General features: G+C 43.3%; 15 protein-coding genes. 9 read left to right on the forward strand and 6 right to left on the reverse strand.

What is annotated here, in order from left to right:
• The first annotated feature begins 268 nt into the window (after positions 1-268).
• Positions 269-1,186, forward strand: coding sequence for a glutamine-hydrolyzing GMP synthase (gene guaA, locus PLL47_RS04995; protein ID WP_324445102.1), 918 nt, complete (start codon positions 269-271; stop codon positions 1,184-1,186).
• Positions 1,187-1,373: 187 nt separating this feature from the next.
• Entirely contained in the window at positions 1,374-2,414 is a 1,041-nt protein-coding gene (locus tag PLL47_RS05000; protein WP_324445103.1) for an archaeosine biosynthesis radical SAM protein RaSEA, read from the forward strand.
• 147 nt (positions 2,415-2,561) lie between these two features.
• Here PLL47_RS05000 and argB read toward each other — a convergent pair whose 3' ends face one another.
• Both argB and PLL47_RS05010 read right to left on the reverse strand, forming a co-directional pair.
• Complete coding sequence (gene argB, locus PLL47_RS05005) at positions 2,562-3,461, reverse strand: acetylglutamate kinase (RefSeq protein WP_324445104.1); 900 nt, start codon at positions 3,459-3,461, stop codon at positions 2,562-2,564.
• Between the two features lie 229 nt (positions 3,462-3,690).
• Positions 3,691-3,975, reverse strand: a complete 285-nt coding sequence (locus PLL47_RS05010) for a non-histone chromosomal MC1 family protein (RefSeq protein WP_324445105.1) — start codon at positions 3,973-3,975, stop codon at positions 3,691-3,693.
• 408 nt (positions 3,976-4,383) lie between these two features.
• Here PLL47_RS05010 and mptA point away from each other — a divergent pair, with 408 nt between their 5' ends.
• Positions 4,384-5,340, forward strand: a complete 957-nt coding sequence (gene mptA, locus PLL47_RS05015; RefSeq protein ID WP_324445106.1) for a GTP cyclohydrolase MptA — start codon at positions 4,384-4,386, stop codon at positions 5,338-5,340.
• A gap of 253 nt (positions 5,341-5,593) precedes the next feature.
• A complete protein-coding gene (locus PLL47_RS05020) occupies positions 5,594-5,920 on the forward strand; it encodes a DUF2098 domain-containing protein (RefSeq protein WP_324445107.1) in 327 nt (108 codons plus the stop codon).
• A gap of 132 nt (positions 5,921-6,052) precedes the next feature.
• On the opposite strand, the gene PLL47_RS05025 is transcribed toward PLL47_RS05020, so the two are convergent.
• On the reverse strand, positions 6,053-7,486 hold the full coding sequence (locus PLL47_RS05025; RefSeq protein ID WP_324445108.1) for a methanogenesis marker 14 protein: 1,434 nt from the start codon (positions 7,484-7,486) through the stop codon (positions 6,053-6,055).
• 641 nt (positions 7,487-8,127) lie between these two features.
• Between PLL47_RS05025 and PLL47_RS05030 the strand changes: the two genes are divergently transcribed.
• The 4 genes from PLL47_RS05030 (at position 8,128) to gatB (ending at position 12,654) form a co-directional block, all read left to right on the forward strand.
• On the forward strand, positions 8,128-9,291 hold the full coding sequence (locus PLL47_RS05030) for a Coenzyme F420 hydrogenase/dehydrogenase, beta subunit C-terminal domain (RefSeq protein ID WP_324445109.1): 1,164 nt from the start codon (positions 8,128-8,130) through the stop codon (positions 9,289-9,291).
• A 153-nt stretch (positions 9,292-9,444) separates the two neighbouring features.
• Positions 9,445-9,726: an Asp-tRNA(Asn)/Glu-tRNA(Gln) amidotransferase subunit GatC gene (gene gatC / locus PLL47_RS05035; RefSeq protein ID WP_324445110.1), complete on the forward strand. Its 282-nt coding sequence runs from the start codon at positions 9,445-9,447 to the stop codon at positions 9,724-9,726.
• Between the two features lie 12 nt (positions 9,727-9,738).
• On the forward strand, positions 9,739-11,166 hold the full coding sequence (gene gatA, locus PLL47_RS05040; RefSeq protein ID WP_324445111.1) for an Asp-tRNA(Asn)/Glu-tRNA(Gln) amidotransferase subunit GatA: 1,428 nt from the start codon (positions 9,739-9,741) through the stop codon (positions 11,164-11,166).
• Positions 11,167-12,654: an Asp-tRNA(Asn)/Glu-tRNA(Gln) amidotransferase subunit GatB gene (gatB, locus tag PLL47_RS05045; protein WP_324445112.1), complete on the forward strand. Its 1,488-nt coding sequence runs from the start codon at positions 11,167-11,169 to the stop codon at positions 12,652-12,654.
• Positions 12,655-12,720: 66 nt separating this feature from the next.
• Here the strand turns inward: gatB and PLL47_RS05050 are convergent, their stop codons facing one another.
• Positions 12,721-13,539 carry a nitrilase-related carbon-nitrogen hydrolase gene (locus tag PLL47_RS05050; RefSeq protein WP_324445113.1) on the reverse strand — a complete coding sequence of 273 codons (819 nt, stop codon included), beginning with the start codon at positions 13,537-13,539 and terminating at the stop codon, positions 12,721-12,723.
• A gap of 378 nt (positions 13,540-13,917) precedes the next feature.
• Here PLL47_RS05050 and PLL47_RS05055 point away from each other — a divergent pair, with 378 nt between their 5' ends.
• Positions 13,918-14,451, forward strand: coding sequence for a class I SAM-dependent methyltransferase (locus PLL47_RS05055; RefSeq protein ID WP_324445114.1), 534 nt, complete (start codon positions 13,918-13,920; stop codon positions 14,449-14,451).
• Between the two features lie 491 nt (positions 14,452-14,942).
• Here the strand turns inward: PLL47_RS05055 and PLL47_RS05060 are convergent, their stop codons facing one another.
• Together PLL47_RS05060 and PLL47_RS05065 are read right to left on the reverse strand one after the other, a co-directional pair.
• Positions 14,943-15,077, reverse strand: a complete 135-nt coding sequence (locus PLL47_RS05060) for a hypothetical protein (RefSeq protein ID WP_324445115.1) — start codon at positions 15,075-15,077, stop codon at positions 14,943-14,945.
• A 252-nt stretch (positions 15,078-15,329) separates the two neighbouring features.
• Positions 15,330-16,394: a hypothetical protein gene (locus tag PLL47_RS05065; RefSeq protein ID WP_324445116.1), complete on the reverse strand. Its 1,065-nt coding sequence runs from the start codon at positions 16,392-16,394 to the stop codon at positions 15,330-15,332.
• Between the last annotated feature and the right edge of the window lie 191 nt (positions 16,395-16,585).

Raw genomic sequence — 16,585 nt, forward strand, 5'->3', positions numbered from 1 at the left:
CTTTCCAGAGAAAAAGAAGACAAAAGTTATGGAAAGAGACAAAAAACAAATATCTGATCTTTGAAAGAACGGGAATACTTTGGAAATTTTGTTAATTTCCAGAATAAAGGGCTAAATTAACTTTCTCTAACTATACCTTTAAATATCAAAAACCCCATGCACAGACTCATATATCACACAAAAATATAATCAAATTTTCATAATTCTCATACAGTTACCAATCACTATCATATCTTCAAAGGAAAGATTCACTCGAAGGAGCACTTCAATGGTTAAAACCGAAAAATTCATTCCGAAAGCAATTGAGAAAATAAGCAAGGAAATAAAAGACGGGAAGGCAATTATTGCACTCTCCGGCGGCGTCGACAGCTCTGTTTGTGCAGAGCTGGCATACAGGGCAATTGGGGACAGGCTGCAGCCTATTTATATCGACACAGGGCTAATGAGAAAAGGGGAAACCGAAAGAATAAGGCATATTTTCTCCCACATGAATCTGGATGTTGTTTATGCAAAGGACAGGTTCCTTGCAGCCCTGAAAGGCATCACCGACCCTGAAGAGAAGAGAAAAGCTATAGGTGAGACTTTCATCAGGGTGTTTGAGGAAGAGGCAAGGAAACTGGCAGCCGATTACCTCATCCAGGGAACGATTTACCCTGACAGGATAGAGTCCGAAGGCGGAATCAAGTCCCACCACAATGTAGGAGGGCTCCCTAGCGTCATGGACTTCAAGAAAATCGTTGAGCCTATAGAGGACCTTTATAAGGATGAGGTCAGGGAAGTTGCCTGGGCTCTCAAGCTGCCTGATGAGATCTGCGAAAGGATGCCTTTCCCGGGCCCTGGGCTTGCCGTGAGGGTTTTAGGAGAAGTCACGGAAGAAAAGCTTGAGGTTGCAAGGGAAGCCAACTTTATAGTCGAAGAGGAATTGCTAGACAGGTTTTGCCCCTGGCAGACATTTGCCGCTGTGCTCGGCAAAGGAACAGGAGTAAAGGGGGACATAAGGGCTTACGGCTGGATTGTAGCTGTAAGGGCAGTAGGGTCAAGAGACGGAATGACTGCAGAAGCCCTCGAACTCCCCTGGGATGTGCTCAAACACCTGGAATCCAGAATTACTTCCGAGATCCCTAAAGTAGCCAGAGTAGTATATGATATTACTCCCAAGCCACCTGCAACAATTGAGTTTGAGTAAAACCTGAATGCAGGTAACCGAAGTTATAAGATAAATAAAGTAAAGTGAAGCCTTAAAAGGCTTCATAAGCTTTTTTTCAAATTAGATAATAAATTATAAAGTGGACTTTAATCCACAAATATTAATTCACAAATATCAAGCCACAAATATTAATTTATAAACATTAATTCAAGCGAGTTTTAAGCCCATGTCCCTTAATAAAGCAGTACTGGATATCCGGCAGCGGATCAAAGTAAAACCCTCACCTGCAGATGAACCTGCGGCAAGCTGGACCGGAACAGACCTTGTAAACGGGGTCCAAACAAAAACCCTCACAGTGATCTTCAAGAGCGCAGGTTGCCGCTGGGGAAAAGCCGGAGGCTGTACAATGTGCGGCTATGTCTATGACTGTGCAAGTGAGCCGCCAACCCTTGAAGAGTATGAATCCCAGCTTGCAAAAGCGTTGAAGAAAGCTGAAAAGTTCTCAGAATTCATGGTCAAGATCTTTACCTCGGGTAGTTTCCTGGATGAACAGGAAGTCCAGCCTGAAGCCAGAGATGCGATCCTTAAAAACCTTGCAGAAGATCCCAGAGTCATCAAGGTGCTGGTTGAAACGCGCCCTAACTTCGTAACCGAAAAAAACTTACATGCCTGCCTGGACATCCTGAAAAACAAACCATTCGAACTTGCATTCGGGCTTGAAACAAGTTCGGACAAAATCCGAAAAGACTCCATTAACAAGGGTTTCACATTCCAGGATTTTATCCGCGCAGCAGAAACTGCAAAAAAATATGGCGTGACCGTAAAAGCCTACCTTATGCTCAAGCCTCTATTCCTATCAGAAAAGCAGGCAATGGAAGACATTATGCGTTCCATAGACGACGCAGCCCCGTACGCGGATACCATCTCGATTAACCTCTGCAATGTCCAGAAAGGCACCCTTGTAGAAGCTCTCTGGGAGAAAGGCCAGTACCGCCCACCCTGGCTCTGGAGCATAATCGAAATTCTCCGAAAAGCGAAAGCAGCTCATCCTGATCTTCCCCTCATGTCCGACCCGGTAGGCGCAGGCTCAAAACGCGGCCCTCATAACTGTAAAGAATGCAGTTCAGAAGTTTCTGATTCTCTCCGGACCTTCTCACTCACCCAGAACCCTGAAGATCTCAGCAGCAGAGACTGTGACTGTAAAGAGCTCTGGAAAAAAGTTCTGGAAATCGAAGACTTCACATACGGAACGCCCATTTTAGACTGAAATGCTGGAAAAGTGGTCCACCTGAAAAAAGTAAGTTCCAAAATTATAATTTGGTTTGCGGAGTAAAATCTGAGATCAAGGCCCACAATTTGATCTTCTTGATCTCAAAATACCCTCTAACTTATAAATGGCATCGGAAACCCGCGATCACTCCGGCAAGTTTTCCGGCCCGTAGATCATTGTTCCGACTCCGCCGTCAGTAAAGAGTTCAAGAAGCATAGAATGGGAAACGCTCCCGTTTATGATGTGTGCTCTCTCGACCCCGCTTTTAACTGCAACAGCCGCACCTTTGATTTTGGGGATCATTCCACCCTTGATAATTCCTTCCTCAATAAGGGGGTCAATTTCGTCCAGATGTAAGCGGGAGACGCGGCTTTTCGGATCGTTAATGTTTCTCAGCAGACCGCAAACATCAGTCATAAGGATAAGTTTTTTAGCTTTCAAAGCCGCTGCAATGTCTCCTGCAACCGTATCTGCATTTATGTTAAGGGCATTGCCTTTTGCATCCACAGCAATCGGAGAGATAACCGGTATATAGCCTTTCTCTAGCATAATATGGAGAATTTCAGGGTTTATAACCTCACTTTCCCCTACCCAGCCTATATCCACTTCAGTTTCCACGCCGTCGATAATCACATGCTTCGCAGCCTGTTTGTGGCCGAGGATCATTCTTCCGTCATAGCCTGTAAACCCGACACCTTTGCCGCCAAATAACCCGATAAGAGATACTATCTTTGTGTTTATGTTCCCAACCAGAACCATTCTGGCAATTTCCATGGTTTCGTCATCTGTAATTCGAAGCCCCTGGAAGAACTCTGCCTTTTTGCCCATGCGTTCCATTTTCTCGGTGATTTCAGGTCCCCCACCGTGTACAATAACGGGTTTGATTCCCACATAACGCAGAAGAACGATATCTTTTATGATATCCTCCATGATCTGGGTGCTGACCATTGCGTTACCACCCACTTTGATAACCATGATTGAATCGTAGAACTTCTGCATATAAGGCAGGGCTTCGATGAGCACATTCTCTCTTTTAAGTTCCATAATTTAGGAATCAGAGAATCTCTTTTTAAACTTATCGTTGAGTATTGCGGGTAAAATTAGAAAGATCTATAAAAAAGCCGATAAAGAAATCTCACACGAATTGGTGGAGATACAGAAATAAGCCAGCCCGGATAGTATAAAAATAAAGACCTTTCCAGGCTAATTCGTATCAGGATTTAAAAAATAAAAATAAAGAACCCTGTTTTCCAGGGGATATGATGATAAAGATTCACTCGAGCTTTTCGATCCTTTCTTTCTTAACGAAGGGCTTGCTGATTTTCTCAGGCATCCAGTCAGGTCTGTTTTTTGGGGCTGCGACAAGTTCTTTCCATGCCTTGAAAACGTGCACCTTCTTTGTCCCGCGTTCCCTGAGGCGGATGATATCAGGTTTGGATTTGGTCCCGGAACCCCGGTTTGCAGCTTTCAGAGCAGCCTGCCGAGGCTGTTTTCCAGTGAAAACTCCGTGTTCATTGCCTTCTTCGTCTCGTAAAACAAAATTTCTTGTGTTGGACATAAAGGTCACCTCGCAAATTGTATTGCTAGACACTGATTAATTTTTAAAGTATATAAAATCTTTCTTTGGATGTTGCCTATAGTTAGTGGTTTATACAAAACTGCTCTCAATCTCTGAAGTGCATTTGAACTAAATATTTAGAGATTGTTATTGAACTGGGAAATATTTAAATATTTATTCCTTGTTAAAAATTCAACTCAAAACAGTATTCAGGTAAGGGATTTTAGACACTCAATTAGAATATATTTTATTGTACTTTTGGAAAAGAACCTGGAAAGCACAAACTTTACATGCTATTACTTCTTATGGTCATTATATTTTTCCAAACGCATATAATAAAATTATGTATTTATTAAGGATTTATTCTAAAAATCAAGTATACTTATCTTTTCACGGATCTGGTTAAATATGGAACATTGTACTTTCAACCTCCCGGACGTCCAGGCCAGCAAACCAAGCATAGCTATCAATCTTACCCGTGTCGGGGTAACAAATATGAAAAAGCTGGTTGAAATCAAAAGAAAGGACAAGCGCCCGATAGTATTGATTTCAACCTTTGACGTCTTTGTTGACCTGCCTTCGGACCGTAAGGGAGCAAACCTTTCAAGGAACTTCGAAGCTGTGGATGAGGTACTGGAAAAGGTTCTCAGCACACCTGTATATGAAATAGAACAACTATGCAGCGATATTGCACATAACCTTCTCGGACGCCATGAATATGCAAATCAGGCTGAAGTCAGGATGAAAAGCGAATATATGATAAGGCGTGCCTCTCCTTCCACGGGGATCAAGTGCCAGGAAGTGGTTAACATCTTTGCCGAAGCTTCAGCTGTGAGGGGTGACGGCGACAGAGACTACTTTGATGTGAAAAAACTCATCGGAGCCGAAGTTGTAGGAATGACTGCCTGCCCCTGCGCTCAGGAGATTATGAGAGATAAAGCCGCAACCGAGCTTGCCAATCTTGGAGTTGGCAGGGATACAATAATAAAGTTCCTGGAAAAAGTCCCGATGGCTACCCATAACCAGCGCGGAAAAGGCATTATCTCAATCAAAGTAGCCCACGATTTTGATGTTTCCCTGGAAAGCATAATAAAAATAATTGAACGCTCCATGAGTTCAAGCGTTTATGAAGTCCTGAAACGCTCAGACGAAAAGGTTGTTGTGGAAACTGCACACATGAACCCGAAGTTTGTGGAAGACTGTGTAAGAGCAATGGCAGACAATGTCGTAAAAGAGTTCCCGAACCTTCCAGATAATGCAGTAATAACTATCAAACAGACCAATGAAGAAAGTATACACAGGCACAATGCATATGCTGAAAGGGTAGCTCTCATGGGAGAACTCAGGAACGAAATCAGCCAGTAAAGAATTAATAAATAAAGAAAAATTTATGCTGAAAAAATAGCTGGTTACTGAGAAATCAGGAACCACCAGACTCTTTTTTTATTTTTTGAATTGAAAAGTTTCTTAAAATTTTTGAATATTCTGGAGACTTTCACAGGCAAAATCACACAAACTTTATTAAAGGGCCTGAATAACCTATAAGCATTTATTAAAAAAGAAGGAGTGGACTTGCAGGGCCTAAAATCTGCGTCCTGGAAGCCCTTGAGGTGAAAGCATGGCTGATGCTGATGAAATCACGGCGGTAGGGCGGAACAAGAAGATTATCAAAGTGGGAGATGCTGTCAAATACGTAAATAGCGACACTTTGAGTCGTGTAACCGAGATCAAAAAGGACGAACAGGGAAAAGTATGGGTCCTGCTCGAAAGTACAAATCTCTGGTATAGAGACGAGACCCTGGAATATACAGATCTCAAGCCCACAGAGAAGAGAGAACAAAGAGAATTTACTGCCGAAGAACTCGAAGAAAGGTTCAGGAAAGAAAGGGAAACAATTCAGGCCTTCGATCTTGGAAAAGCCGGAGGTGGAGGGGCAGGAGGCTGATTTATCCTGCCTTTGTCTTACCTTCTTTCTGGAAGGGTTTCTAATACTTGTTTTTAAACAGATATTTCTTTATTCATTGCAGAAAACGCTGATTTGCTAATGATAAGCTGCCATTCCAATAAGGCGACCGTTTTATTTTTCCTGCATTTTTATCCGCTGTGCAAGGATACATTTTCCACCGTGTCTGCCGCCAAGCGGGTTTTGCGGTGTACCCAGGGAGTTCATACAGCGGGCCATAACAGCCGCACCTCTGGCAAGCCCGTCATCCACAAAGACCACTCTCTCATCGATTTTCGGGGCAATATTCATTTTCTCAAGGCAGCTCAAAATCAGTTTAGGTTTGTTTCCGGTGATTCCTGCTCTGCCGGTGATTCCGATAGTGCTTTCTTCAAAAATGAGTCCTTCTTTCTTTGCAACCTCTATGAGCCTGCACACTACCCCTGCCATTACCTCATCAATGACAGCATAAACAATCGGCAGCCCATGGCTTTTGCATATTTCCATGCCTATTGCACTCAGTTTTCCCATATATGAGCCGTTTTCGCCCACATCGCAGCCTATAAGTGTTACACCTAACTCTTCAGCCGCATCCGGCCTGACAGGAACGCTGCCGTACCTCTTTCTATCTCGGGGGACTTTTTCAATGATTATGAGCTCATGAATGCGCTTCGAATAATCTTCTATAGCTTTAGCTTTCATTTTCAAAGTAATGAAAGAAGGAGGTTTCTGTTTTTCAAAAACCTCCAGAGCGGTTCCTACCTTAGAGTCAACAACTTTCGATCCCCGGATAATCGCATCAGGAATTGCACCTGCGAATCCACAGAAGTTTCCAATTGTTTTTGCATATGGCTGGTCAGGGCTTGTTATTCTGCCGTCAAGAGTAGTCCCGAAGTCGATTGAGATACAGGGGTTCCTGAAATCCACATCCGTCAATTTAGCCGCTTCTTTTATTCCTGCGGTTGCAAGCTCTCCTTCCATCTCGTTTGCAACAATCTCAACGCCAGTAGAACCTATGGGTGGCGTGACGCTGGCTACAGCCCCATCAAAAATTACTTTTTCCAGTTTGCTGTATTTCTGAAGCTTCTTAGGAATGTTTGAGACTGACATTGGAGGAGTCATGTTTTTAGGAGGGACCCCTGCAATCAGGCATCCATCTGCCAGGGCTTTGATAAATTCGCCGACTTCTTCCGGAGAATCAAAGCCTGCAACTACACCCGTAGAGCGTACCACGAAGTCCAGGTCAGTTTTTATATCCAGGCTGGCTTTTTCCATAGATTCGGTAAGGGTACTCTTTACCAGTTCTGCAACAGCCTCGCGCGTAAGTTCCACACCCGTAAGAGTCTTTCCGAAAACAGCTTCTCCGGGTTTTGGAGGGCGGACATCTCTGGTCATGCGTACTACTTTATTAATGATATGCGTCCTGCCAGTATCCATATTGGTGGCTGTAAGGATACATTTGGTTGTGGTATTTCCTACTTCTACTGAAGCTACGATAAAGAACGGTTTTGACTTGAGGTCAATCAAACGAACCTGAGGAGATTCTGCAATTCTGGGTTTAAGAGCCATTTTTGTTCCTTCCTGAGAATCTATAAATTAAATCAAATCCATTTATACGGTTAAATCTGCAGACGTAGAATCAATTAAGTTTGTACTATAGAACACATTAAGTTCATATTAGAAAGGATAAACATTTAAAAACCGAATTCTGATATCGGACTTTTATGGAAGACCTGTCTCCAGGATTCAATAAACACATGAGACAAGGACACAATTTATCTGAAGTTTAAAGAAGGTATTAAACAAAGCCTATAATAACCTTTTCTAAAACAATTCAAATTGCCAGCTTATTTAAATTAGTTATTAATTGCTGCATCTATTCATGAATTATAATGACTAATTCATTAAATGACTGTAATTTTTTATGTGATATATCGACATATTCTGATCATTTGTTTTCATTCTAATCATTTGTTTTTCGCATTCTTTTTGCCGTTCCAAGACTTTTTTGCTGCTTCTCCAGAGGGAGAAATTACATCATTCAATTATAAAGGGCAGAAATTATAAAGAGCATAGTTATAATAATGCACAGTGATTAATATTTTCTCATAAAATATAATAATCGTAAATTGAAGAACCATTTTAGATATTTCGCAGGATTACGCACATAAATATCATGAAACCTGGGTAGCAATCATCGGAGGATTTTAATGCCGCTAGATCCTATTTGCAAAAAAATAACACCTAACGATACTGAATACGTTTCGGATTACGGGGGAAAACATTACTATTTCTGCAGTACCGAATGCAAGCAAAAATTCGACGCACTTGAAAAGAGCGTTATCAGACTCAAGCGCAGCCTGAGTGAAAAAGAAAAAATCTCTTTCGGAAAACTAAAGCGGGATATCATAAAGCCTGGGATCTGCACTCTTTGCGGAGCATGTGCAGCAAGCTGCGAATACATAACTATCAAAGATGGAAAAACCGAACTTGTAGGCCCCTGCAAAGCCTGCGGTGTTTGTTATTATCAATGCCCCAGGACTATCACCACGGAAGAAGGGCTCATAGGGAGCTTCAGATACGCCTATGCTGCAAAATCTGCCATACCTGAAATAAAGGGGCAGGACGGCGGAGTTGTAACTTCTCTTCTTCTGTATGCTCTGGACGAGGGACTTATTGACTGTGCCGTGGTCACAATCCGCTCAGAAGAAGAACCCTGGAAGCCCATACCCATAGTTGCAAAAAACAGGGAGGAAATCCTGCAGAGTAGCGGAAGTATTTATTCACATTCGATGACTCTTGAAGCCCTCATGAGCGCAGTAAAACAGGGGATGAACAGCGTTGCCTTTGTAGGGACGAGCTGCAATATTGATGCGGTCACGAAAATGCAGAAAAGCTCTTACGGTTTTCTGCACCTCTTTATGAGGGCAAAGGTTCTCAAACTGGGACTCTTCTGCATGGATACTTTTTCCTATGAGGGAATAAAAACCGTACTGGAAAGCTATGGAATTACACTGGATAACGTCGACGCCATGAAAATCCGAAAAGGAAAATTCGAAGTTACCCTGAAAGAAGGAAAAGAACAGATCTTCGAACTCGATGATTTTGACGAATATAGAAGCTCCTCCTGCCGTTTCTGTACAGACCTGACCGCAGAAAACTCAGATATCTCCTTTGGAGGTGTTGGAAGTCCCAGAGGCTACACAACAGTTCTTGCCCGTTCAGCCATAGGCTATGAAATCTTCAACGAAGCCGTGGACAACGGATACATCGAAGCCCGGCAACTCAAAGACGAAGAACTCGAAAGAGTCCTCAACCTGGCAAAGATGAAAAAAGTACAGATGTACGACCTCAACAGGAGGCAGAAGAAGTAAAACTCTAAAATAATGGAAGATTAATGGAAGTCCTCTTGAGCGCAGCGAAAATGACCTCGTGCTGGAAGAATATATATTTATTTCATAAACTGTTTCTATAATGCATTACCAAAGGCATTCTATTCAGGATCATTCTATTTTTGAGGAATTTTCATGATCACAAAAGAAGATGTAGAACACATCGGCTGGCTTGCTCGCATAGAAATCAATGAGCAGGAAACAGTCGAGTATATGGAAAAACTTAACTCAGTTCTGGGGTATTTCGGGCAGCTTGATGAACTGCCGACCGAAGATGTTGCTCCTACATACCATGTTGCTGAGGTTTATAATGTATTCAGGGAGGATGTGGTGGAAAAGTGCCTCCCGCAGGAAACTGTTCTTGCAAACACAGAACAGAAACAGGACGGGGCTTTCAGGGTCCCGAAAATTGGCTGAGGAGTTGTTTTGATGGCAAAATGGATGAGTGTTGCACAGGTTAAAGAGAAGATTAAAGAAAGCTCAGCCGAAGAAGTAACAGCCAGATACCTCGAAGTTATCGGAAAGAGCAAAATCAATGGTTATATAACGGTTTCCGATAAAGCCCTTGAGCAGGCTAAAAAAATCGACACCGAAGGGCACGAAGGTCCTCTTGCAGGTGTACCGATTGCTATAAAGGACAACATTTCCGTAGTTGGGCTGCCAAACAGTTGCGGCTCGAAGATTCTTGAAGGCTATGTACCTCCTTTCAATGCCCATGTCATTGAGAAACTCCTCGCTGCAGGAGCTGTAATCCTTGGAAAAACCAATATGGACGAATTTGCCATGGGATCTTCCACGGAAACCAGCCATTTCGGACCTACTGCAAACCCCTGGGACCTTGAAAGAGTACCCGGAGGATCTTCCGGAGGAAGTGCAGCAGTTGTAGCAGCCGGAGAAGCTCCTTTTGCTCTTGGTTCTGATACAGGCGGGTCCGTACGCTGTCCTGCATCTTTCTGCGGGGTAGTGGGGCTTAAACCGACCTACGGAGCAGTTTCAAGGTACGGAGTTGTGGCTTATGCAAACTCCCTTGAACAGGTCGGACCCCTTGCAAACAACGTGGAAGATATTGCAGTCCTCATGGATGTTATAGCAGGTTATGATAAGAGAGATTCCACTTCTATTGACAGCAAAACAGAGTACCAGAAAGCTCTTGTTGATGACGTGAAAGGCCTGAAAATAGGGGTCCCGAAGGAATTCTTTGGAGAAGGGATTCATCCTGACGTAGAAAAAGCAGTATGGGATGCAATATACAAATGTGAGAGCCTCGGAGCGACCTGGGAAGAAGTCTCAATGCCTCATATAAAGTATGCCCTTGCTTCATATTATATAATTGCAATGAGCGAAGCGTCCTCAAACCTTGCCCGTTTCGATGGAACACGTTACGGATTCAGAGCAAGCGGAGAAAACTGGCATGCTATGGTTTCAAAGACCAGGGCTGAGGGTTTCGGCACAGAAGTCAAGAGAAGAATTCTCCTCGGAACCTACGCCCTCTCTGCAGGCTACCACGACAAATACTACCTCAAAGCCCTGAAGGTCAGGACTCTTGTAAAGCAGGACTTTGATAAAGCCCTTTCAAAAGTCGATCTGCTCATGGCTCCAACCATGCCGAATCCTGCTTTCAAGATTGGGGAAAAGATTGAAGACCCTCTTACCCTCTACCTTTCGGACATAAACACCTGCCCTATTAACCTTGCAGGCGTGCCTTCAATTTCCGTACCCTGCGGATTTACAGACGGACTGCCGATAGGACTTCAGATCATGGGCAAGCCCTTTGACGAACCTACCGTCCTTCGGGCAGCTTATACGTTTGAGAAGAATACTGATTACCACACTAAGAGACCTCCGGAGGTGGCATAAATGGTCTATGAAAACCCTGACGGTATAAGGATAGGGCTTGAAATCCACGTGCAGCTTAACAAACTCAAGACCAAAATGTTCTGCGGCTGCTCTACCGATTATCACAACGACGCTCCCAATACCCACACATGTCCGGTATGCCTTGGTCTTCCTGGAGCACTCCCTGTCCTGAACAAAAAAGCTGTGGAAGCAGCAATTAAGGTAGGACTTGCCCTTGAAGGAGAGATTGCGGAAGAGACCCAGTTCCACAGGAAGAATTACTTCTATCCTGACCTTCCCAAAGGTTTCCAGGTCACACAGTACGACTATCCGATTGTCAGCAAAGGAAAGGTAGTGATCGAAGGAGAAGATGGAGAACACGTAGTCGGAATTACAAGGGCTCATATGGAAGAAGACCCCGGAAAGCTTGTACATATAGGGAGCATTGAAAAGTCCAAAGGTGTCCTTATCGACTACAACAGGTCAGGCATGCCCCTGATTGAAACCGTTACCGAGCCGGACATGAGGAGCCCCAAAGAAGCCAGGAGGTTCCTTGACAAGTTCAGGAATATCCTAGAATACCTTGATGTTTTTGACGGAAACCTTGAAGGGGCTATGCGTGTCGATGCAAACGTCTCGGTCCACTGGGGCACCAGGGTTGAGATCAAAAATATTTCCTCCCATAAAGGAGTGGAAAGGGCTCTGCTCTACGAGATCATGCGCCAGAAGAACGTGATCCGCAGAGGAGGAAAAATCGTTCAGGAAACCCGCCACTTCGATGAGGGTAGAGGCGTAACGCTTTCAATGAGGACCAAGGAAGAGGCAGAAGACTACCGCTACTTCCGTGAGCCAGACCTTATGCCCATGCGTGTTACTGACTGGATTCCGGCAATCAAGGAAACCCTGCCAGAACTTCCGGACGCAAAACGCGCACGCTTCATGGAGCAGTACGGCATCACGGATATGCACGCAAGAGCTCTTACCTCAAAGATTATGCTCGCCGACTTCTACGAAGGGGTCTGTGCAAAAGGGGTTGACCCGAAGATTGCAGCTACCTGGACTGCTGACGTCTTCCTCGGGGAACTGAACTACCGCGACCTTGCGATTTCTTCTTACGACGGCAGTACAATCGGCTTCATCCATGCAAAAGACCCTGAGGTGGAGAATTCCTTCAAGGTTTCGGACATGGTAGAACTGGTCAACCTTTTTGCTGAAGGCAAAATCAGCGACAGGGCTGCAGTAGAAGTCATCCGTACCATCCTGGACGGAACTGAGGAAAAGACTCCCTCGCAGATCATAGAAGAAAAAGGTCTTTTCAAAGCCGAAGACGATCTGGTTACCAGGGCTGTTGCCGAAACAATTGCCGAAAACGCAGCTGCAGTGCAGGACTATCTTGGAGGAACAGAAAAGTCTCTGAACTTCCTTGTAGGACAGGTCATGAAAAAGACAAAAGGCACGGCGGATGCAAAGACAGCGCGTGAACTGATTATAAAGGAACTTAAAGGGTAACCCAAAAGGGATTACCTTTTTACTGTTTTTGCTGATATTGATTTCTGGACTCTTCTATTTTAACGGTTAATACAATTCCGGCCTGCGGTCTTCGAGAATGGACCCGGTTTGCCGGATCTCTTTTGCTTCTTCCAGATCGATTTCTCCAAGAAGAACACACTCTTCGGTCCCGGCTTCTGCCAGAACGCGCCCCCAGCCATCGACAATAAAAGAGCCGCCGGGATAATTCGAATACTTATCTTTTCCCACTCTGGTGCAGGCGATATGCGGCAGCTGGTTTTCAATCGCCCGGGAAATGGACATAATGCGCCAGGGATAGATGTAAAAATCCGGCATATAGGCAGCTGAGACCAGAAAGTCTGCTCCTTCAAGAGCAAGTTTTCGGGAAACTTCAGGATACCTGAGTTCATTACAAACTATAAGCCCCATGGAGAGCCCGTGTTTTTGCAGTTTGATAGGGGCTATGCTGTCTCCAGGTGCAAAATATTTTTTTTCAAGACCATAAAGCTGGGCTTTTCGGTGGATCCCGACCAGTTTTCCGGATTCGATGCAGAAACCGAGGTTGTACTGGGAAGGAACACTTTTTTCTGAACTTATTGTGCCTCTTTCCTTCTGTTCCCTTTTTTCTATCATTGAACCTGCAAGAATGCAGCCATATTCTCTGGAAAAATTGCAGAGAGCCTCAATCGTGGGACCGGAGGCAGTTTCAGCCACTTCTTCTATGTGGTCATAACAAAAGCCTGTTGAGAAAACTTCCGGAAAGACAAGCAGCTCAGCTTCTTTTGAAACCGCTTCTTCTGCGAGGGAAAGGGCATGCTCAAGGTTTTCATGTTTTGAACAAAGCGAGATGTTCATCTGAATGCAGGCGGCTTTAATGCTTGTCACTTTAACTCCTTCCGTTCATAGAATGCAGATCTTACTTAATACTTGACTACCTTACTTATGATACTTTATAAGGTATTCTACGTTCTGATTTTGGATTAAAGTTTTGCACACAGCAGAACGGAGTACCTGTAACCTGAAGTCTGATAGAAAATATGATAACTGTTGTAGTCAATATATATGATTAGTCAATATTTATGACTATACATCTTTCATCTGTATAGAACAGTAAAAAATGAACAGTAAAAAATCACGAAAACTTTCCGCAGGTAAAATATAAGGCAATTGAATTTCAAAATGACTTGAATGAAAAAATTAGCCTGCAAGTAAAAGATCTGAACTCTTATTGACAGAAGACTGACCACAAAGGAGGAAAACGCCATGGAAGAGCCGGATTCTGATATTGTATTCCACGCAAATACCCTTATGTTTAAGTTTCGAGACTTCTTTTTTCCCCGCAGAAAGATCCTGGAAGAAGCCGGGATAAAGCCTGGTTTCAATGTTCTGGATTATGGATGCGGGGCAGGATCCTATATTCCTGATGCTTCCGAAATGGTAGGTTCTTCAGGAAAGGTCTATGCACTGGATATTAACCCTGTAGCTATTGAAATGGTCAGGCAACTGGCTTATATAAAGCAGCTGAGAAATGTGGAGACTATCCTTACTGATTATAACACAGGTCTGCTCGGCGCTAGTGTGGATATAGTCCTTTTTTATGATACATTCCATACCCTGAAAGAGCCGCAACTCGTCATGAAAGAGATTCACAGGATTCTTAAACCTGAAGGCATTCTTTCTTTTAGAGACCGTTACTTGAAAGAAGAAGAAATAATGGAAGGGGTCACCCGAAAAAGATTATTTAAGCTGAAAAAGAAAGGGAAAAGGACATACACTTTTAAAAAAGACCAGAGTTAATTCGAGCGCAGGGTTGTAGTTGTCAGCAAGTGTGTGCCTATCTACAGATAGAACTTACTTGTTAAAACAAAAAATGAACATGATATTTTTCGAGTAATATGCCAAAAAACGCCATTATATTCTTTGAATAAGAGGCACAAAGAAATGAAAGTACTTGAGAGCACTTTCATGCTAAATAAAGGAATTTGAACTCAGAAGAGGCACAAAGCTTAAAAGGTCAATAGAACAACTCCCGGTAAATTTCCTTCTGCTTTTTTCTCTGTTTTTCTTATTGACCCTTCCATCACTCTAACTTTTGAGCTTAAGTCAGATATGGAGCAGATCACTGGTTATGAGAAGATACATTAAACATTCTGGAGGTTGTTTTGTTGGATTTAAAATTTACTGGAGGTTAATTAATAGGTAGCCGATATTATGAAGGTTGGTCACAATTGCTTACGGAGAAGTTGCCTGATTCTTACAATGTGCTCTTTCCCATTTCATTTTTGAGTTTATGCTTTTGTTGCCGGAATGACCCCGAGGCTTTGCATGATTTTCATTTCCGCGGGAGTGATAAACATTCCGTTACTAAACAAAAACCCATGCAAAACGGGTTCCGGAGTCTTTCTCTGTATTTTTTCTTTCATATTTTGAATCTCCTTTTCTGGTTTTGCAATTCCTTATGCCCCCATCCGGGCACGGAAATTCATTACCGTGTTTTAGTATAAATAAGTTTCTTTTGATGAGAGAAATGCCTGCCAGATATGGCAAAATCCCCCGGAAAAACAGACCGAAAATTTCCGGATTAAGAAAGATGAAGATAAAGAAATAGTGAAGTTTAAACTGTAAGGGTTGGTTACACGTAAAGGAATAGATCCTTAAAATCAGCCGAATCATAATCATTTCTGGTAATCTTTTCTCACTTCAGCCGGCACCCTGTTAAAAGGGCACCCAAAATAAATACAGCGACCACACTCATATCTCCATATTGTCAGTAAAAAAATCAATATAGCAACCAGGTAAGTCCCCAGTAGAAACGGCACTTTCAAAAGCCAGGGAAGCGGAAAGAAAATCACGATTACAAATCCCAGAGATGTAATGGCAAGGTCAAATTTGCCTGGAGGATACGGTACTGGCTTAAAATGCCTTGGCCAGCCCCAGTTCATCATACACCTCAAACACTTTTCTCCCCTGACAAAATAAGGGCAGTGAGTACAGAAAAAATACTGCTCCAGAATACCGAAATGGAAGATAACGATGAAAATATAGGTAAGAAGCCACCCTGTTGAACTGATGCCAATCGCAAGCCCTGCAGAAAATAAAATGGTCAGCGTTACGAAGTTCCAGTAAAGAAAGTCTTTAAACTCATGCTCTGCTCTAAGTGAGGCACATCTGTCTGTCCCTGATAACCGAATATTCTCTGCTGAAATCTCAATATTTCCGGAAAGCCCGCCTTTTTTCTCAAAATCTTCTTTCACTTCTGCAGGCACACGGTTCATAGGGCACTCAAAGTTAATGCAGCGAACGCACTCGTACCGGCGGGCGGTCAGAAAGAATAATGCCCAGGCAACGACATAAGCCCCAAGCAGCAGAGGATCTTTGATAAGCCAGTAAACCGGAAAAAGGAACACTGGAAGAGCCCCAAGTGCAAGAATCGCCTTTTCAATGGGGCTGTGAGGGTCGGGACGAGCTTTGAAAATCTTTGGAATTCCCGGGAGCATCATACACTTTACGCAGTTTTTGCTCCTTATGTAGTAAGAACAGTGAGTGCAAGCGAACCGTAGTTCTATGACCAGAAAGAAAAAAAGGGCTATTCCAATGTAAACTGCTACCCATTTGGGCGAATCCCTCAAGATTGCTATTGAACCGATCAGGAAAGGGATCACATTTAAGAAATTCAAGTAGAGGCGGTCTCTGGTAGAATGTTCTGTTTTGAGAGGAAGCGGGACGCCTGGGGAAGACATGGAGACGTTTTTGGGAAAGGAAAGGTAAAAAGGTTATGATTCACTGGAATTTTGCTGGAAAGCGGTCTTGTATAGGAGACCAATTTTATCTTATTCTGGTCTTCTATAGGAGACCATTATGAGAAGAGTTCTTTATTTTCCGGCTTAATCCGGTGAAAGGCAGAAGGAAAAACAAAGCAAAAAATTCAACC

Source organism: Methanosarcina sp. (genome assembly GCF_035390745.1).
Classification (GTDB): Archaea; Halobacteriota; Methanosarcinia; order Methanosarcinales; family Methanosarcinaceae; genus Methanosarcina.

Coding starts and splice junctions, on each gene's coding strand:
- gatC (WP_324445110.1), top strand. CDS start 9,445: ATGATCACAAAAGAAGATGTAGAACACATCGGCTGGCTTGCTCGCATA.
- PLL47_RS05020 (WP_324445107.1), top strand. CDS start 5,594: ATGGCTGATGCTGATGAAATCACGGCGGTAGGGCGGAACAAGAAGATT.
- gatB (WP_324445112.1), top strand. CDS start 11,167: ATGGTCTATGAAAACCCTGACGGTATAAGGATAGGGCTTGAAATCCAC.
- gatA (WP_324445111.1), top strand. CDS start 9,739: ATGGCAAAATGGATGAGTGTTGCACAGGTTAAAGAGAAGATTAAAGAA.
- PLL47_RS05055 (WP_324445114.1), top strand. CDS start 13,918: ATGGAAGAGCCGGATTCTGATATTGTATTCCACGCAAATACCCTTATG.
- PLL47_RS05010 (WP_324445105.1), bottom strand. CDS start 3,975: ATGTCCAACACAAGAAATTTTGTTTTACGAGACGAAGAAGGCAATGAA.
- PLL47_RS05030 (WP_324445109.1), top strand. CDS start 8,128: ATGCCGCTAGATCCTATTTGCAAAAAAATAACACCTAACGATACTGAA.
- mptA (WP_324445106.1), top strand. CDS start 4,384: ATGGAACATTGTACTTTCAACCTCCCGGACGTCCAGGCCAGCAAACCA.
- PLL47_RS05000 (WP_324445103.1), top strand. CDS start 1,374: ATGTCCCTTAATAAAGCAGTACTGGATATCCGGCAGCGGATCAAAGTA.
- PLL47_RS05060 (WP_324445115.1), bottom strand. CDS start 15,077: ATGAAAGAAAAAATACAGAGAAAGACTCCGGAACCCGTTTTGCATGGG.
- PLL47_RS05065 (WP_324445116.1), bottom strand. CDS start 16,394: ATGTCTTCCCCAGGCGTCCCGCTTCCTCTCAAAACAGAACATTCTACC.
- guaA (WP_324445102.1), top strand. CDS start 269: ATGGTTAAAACCGAAAAATTCATTCCGAAAGCAATTGAGAAAATAAGC.
- argB (WP_324445104.1), bottom strand. CDS start 3,461: ATGGAACTTAAAAGAGAGAATGTGCTCATCGAAGCCCTGCCTTATATG.
- PLL47_RS05025 (WP_324445108.1), bottom strand. CDS start 7,486: ATGGCTCTTAAACCCAGAATTGCAGAATCTCCTCAGGTTCGTTTGATT.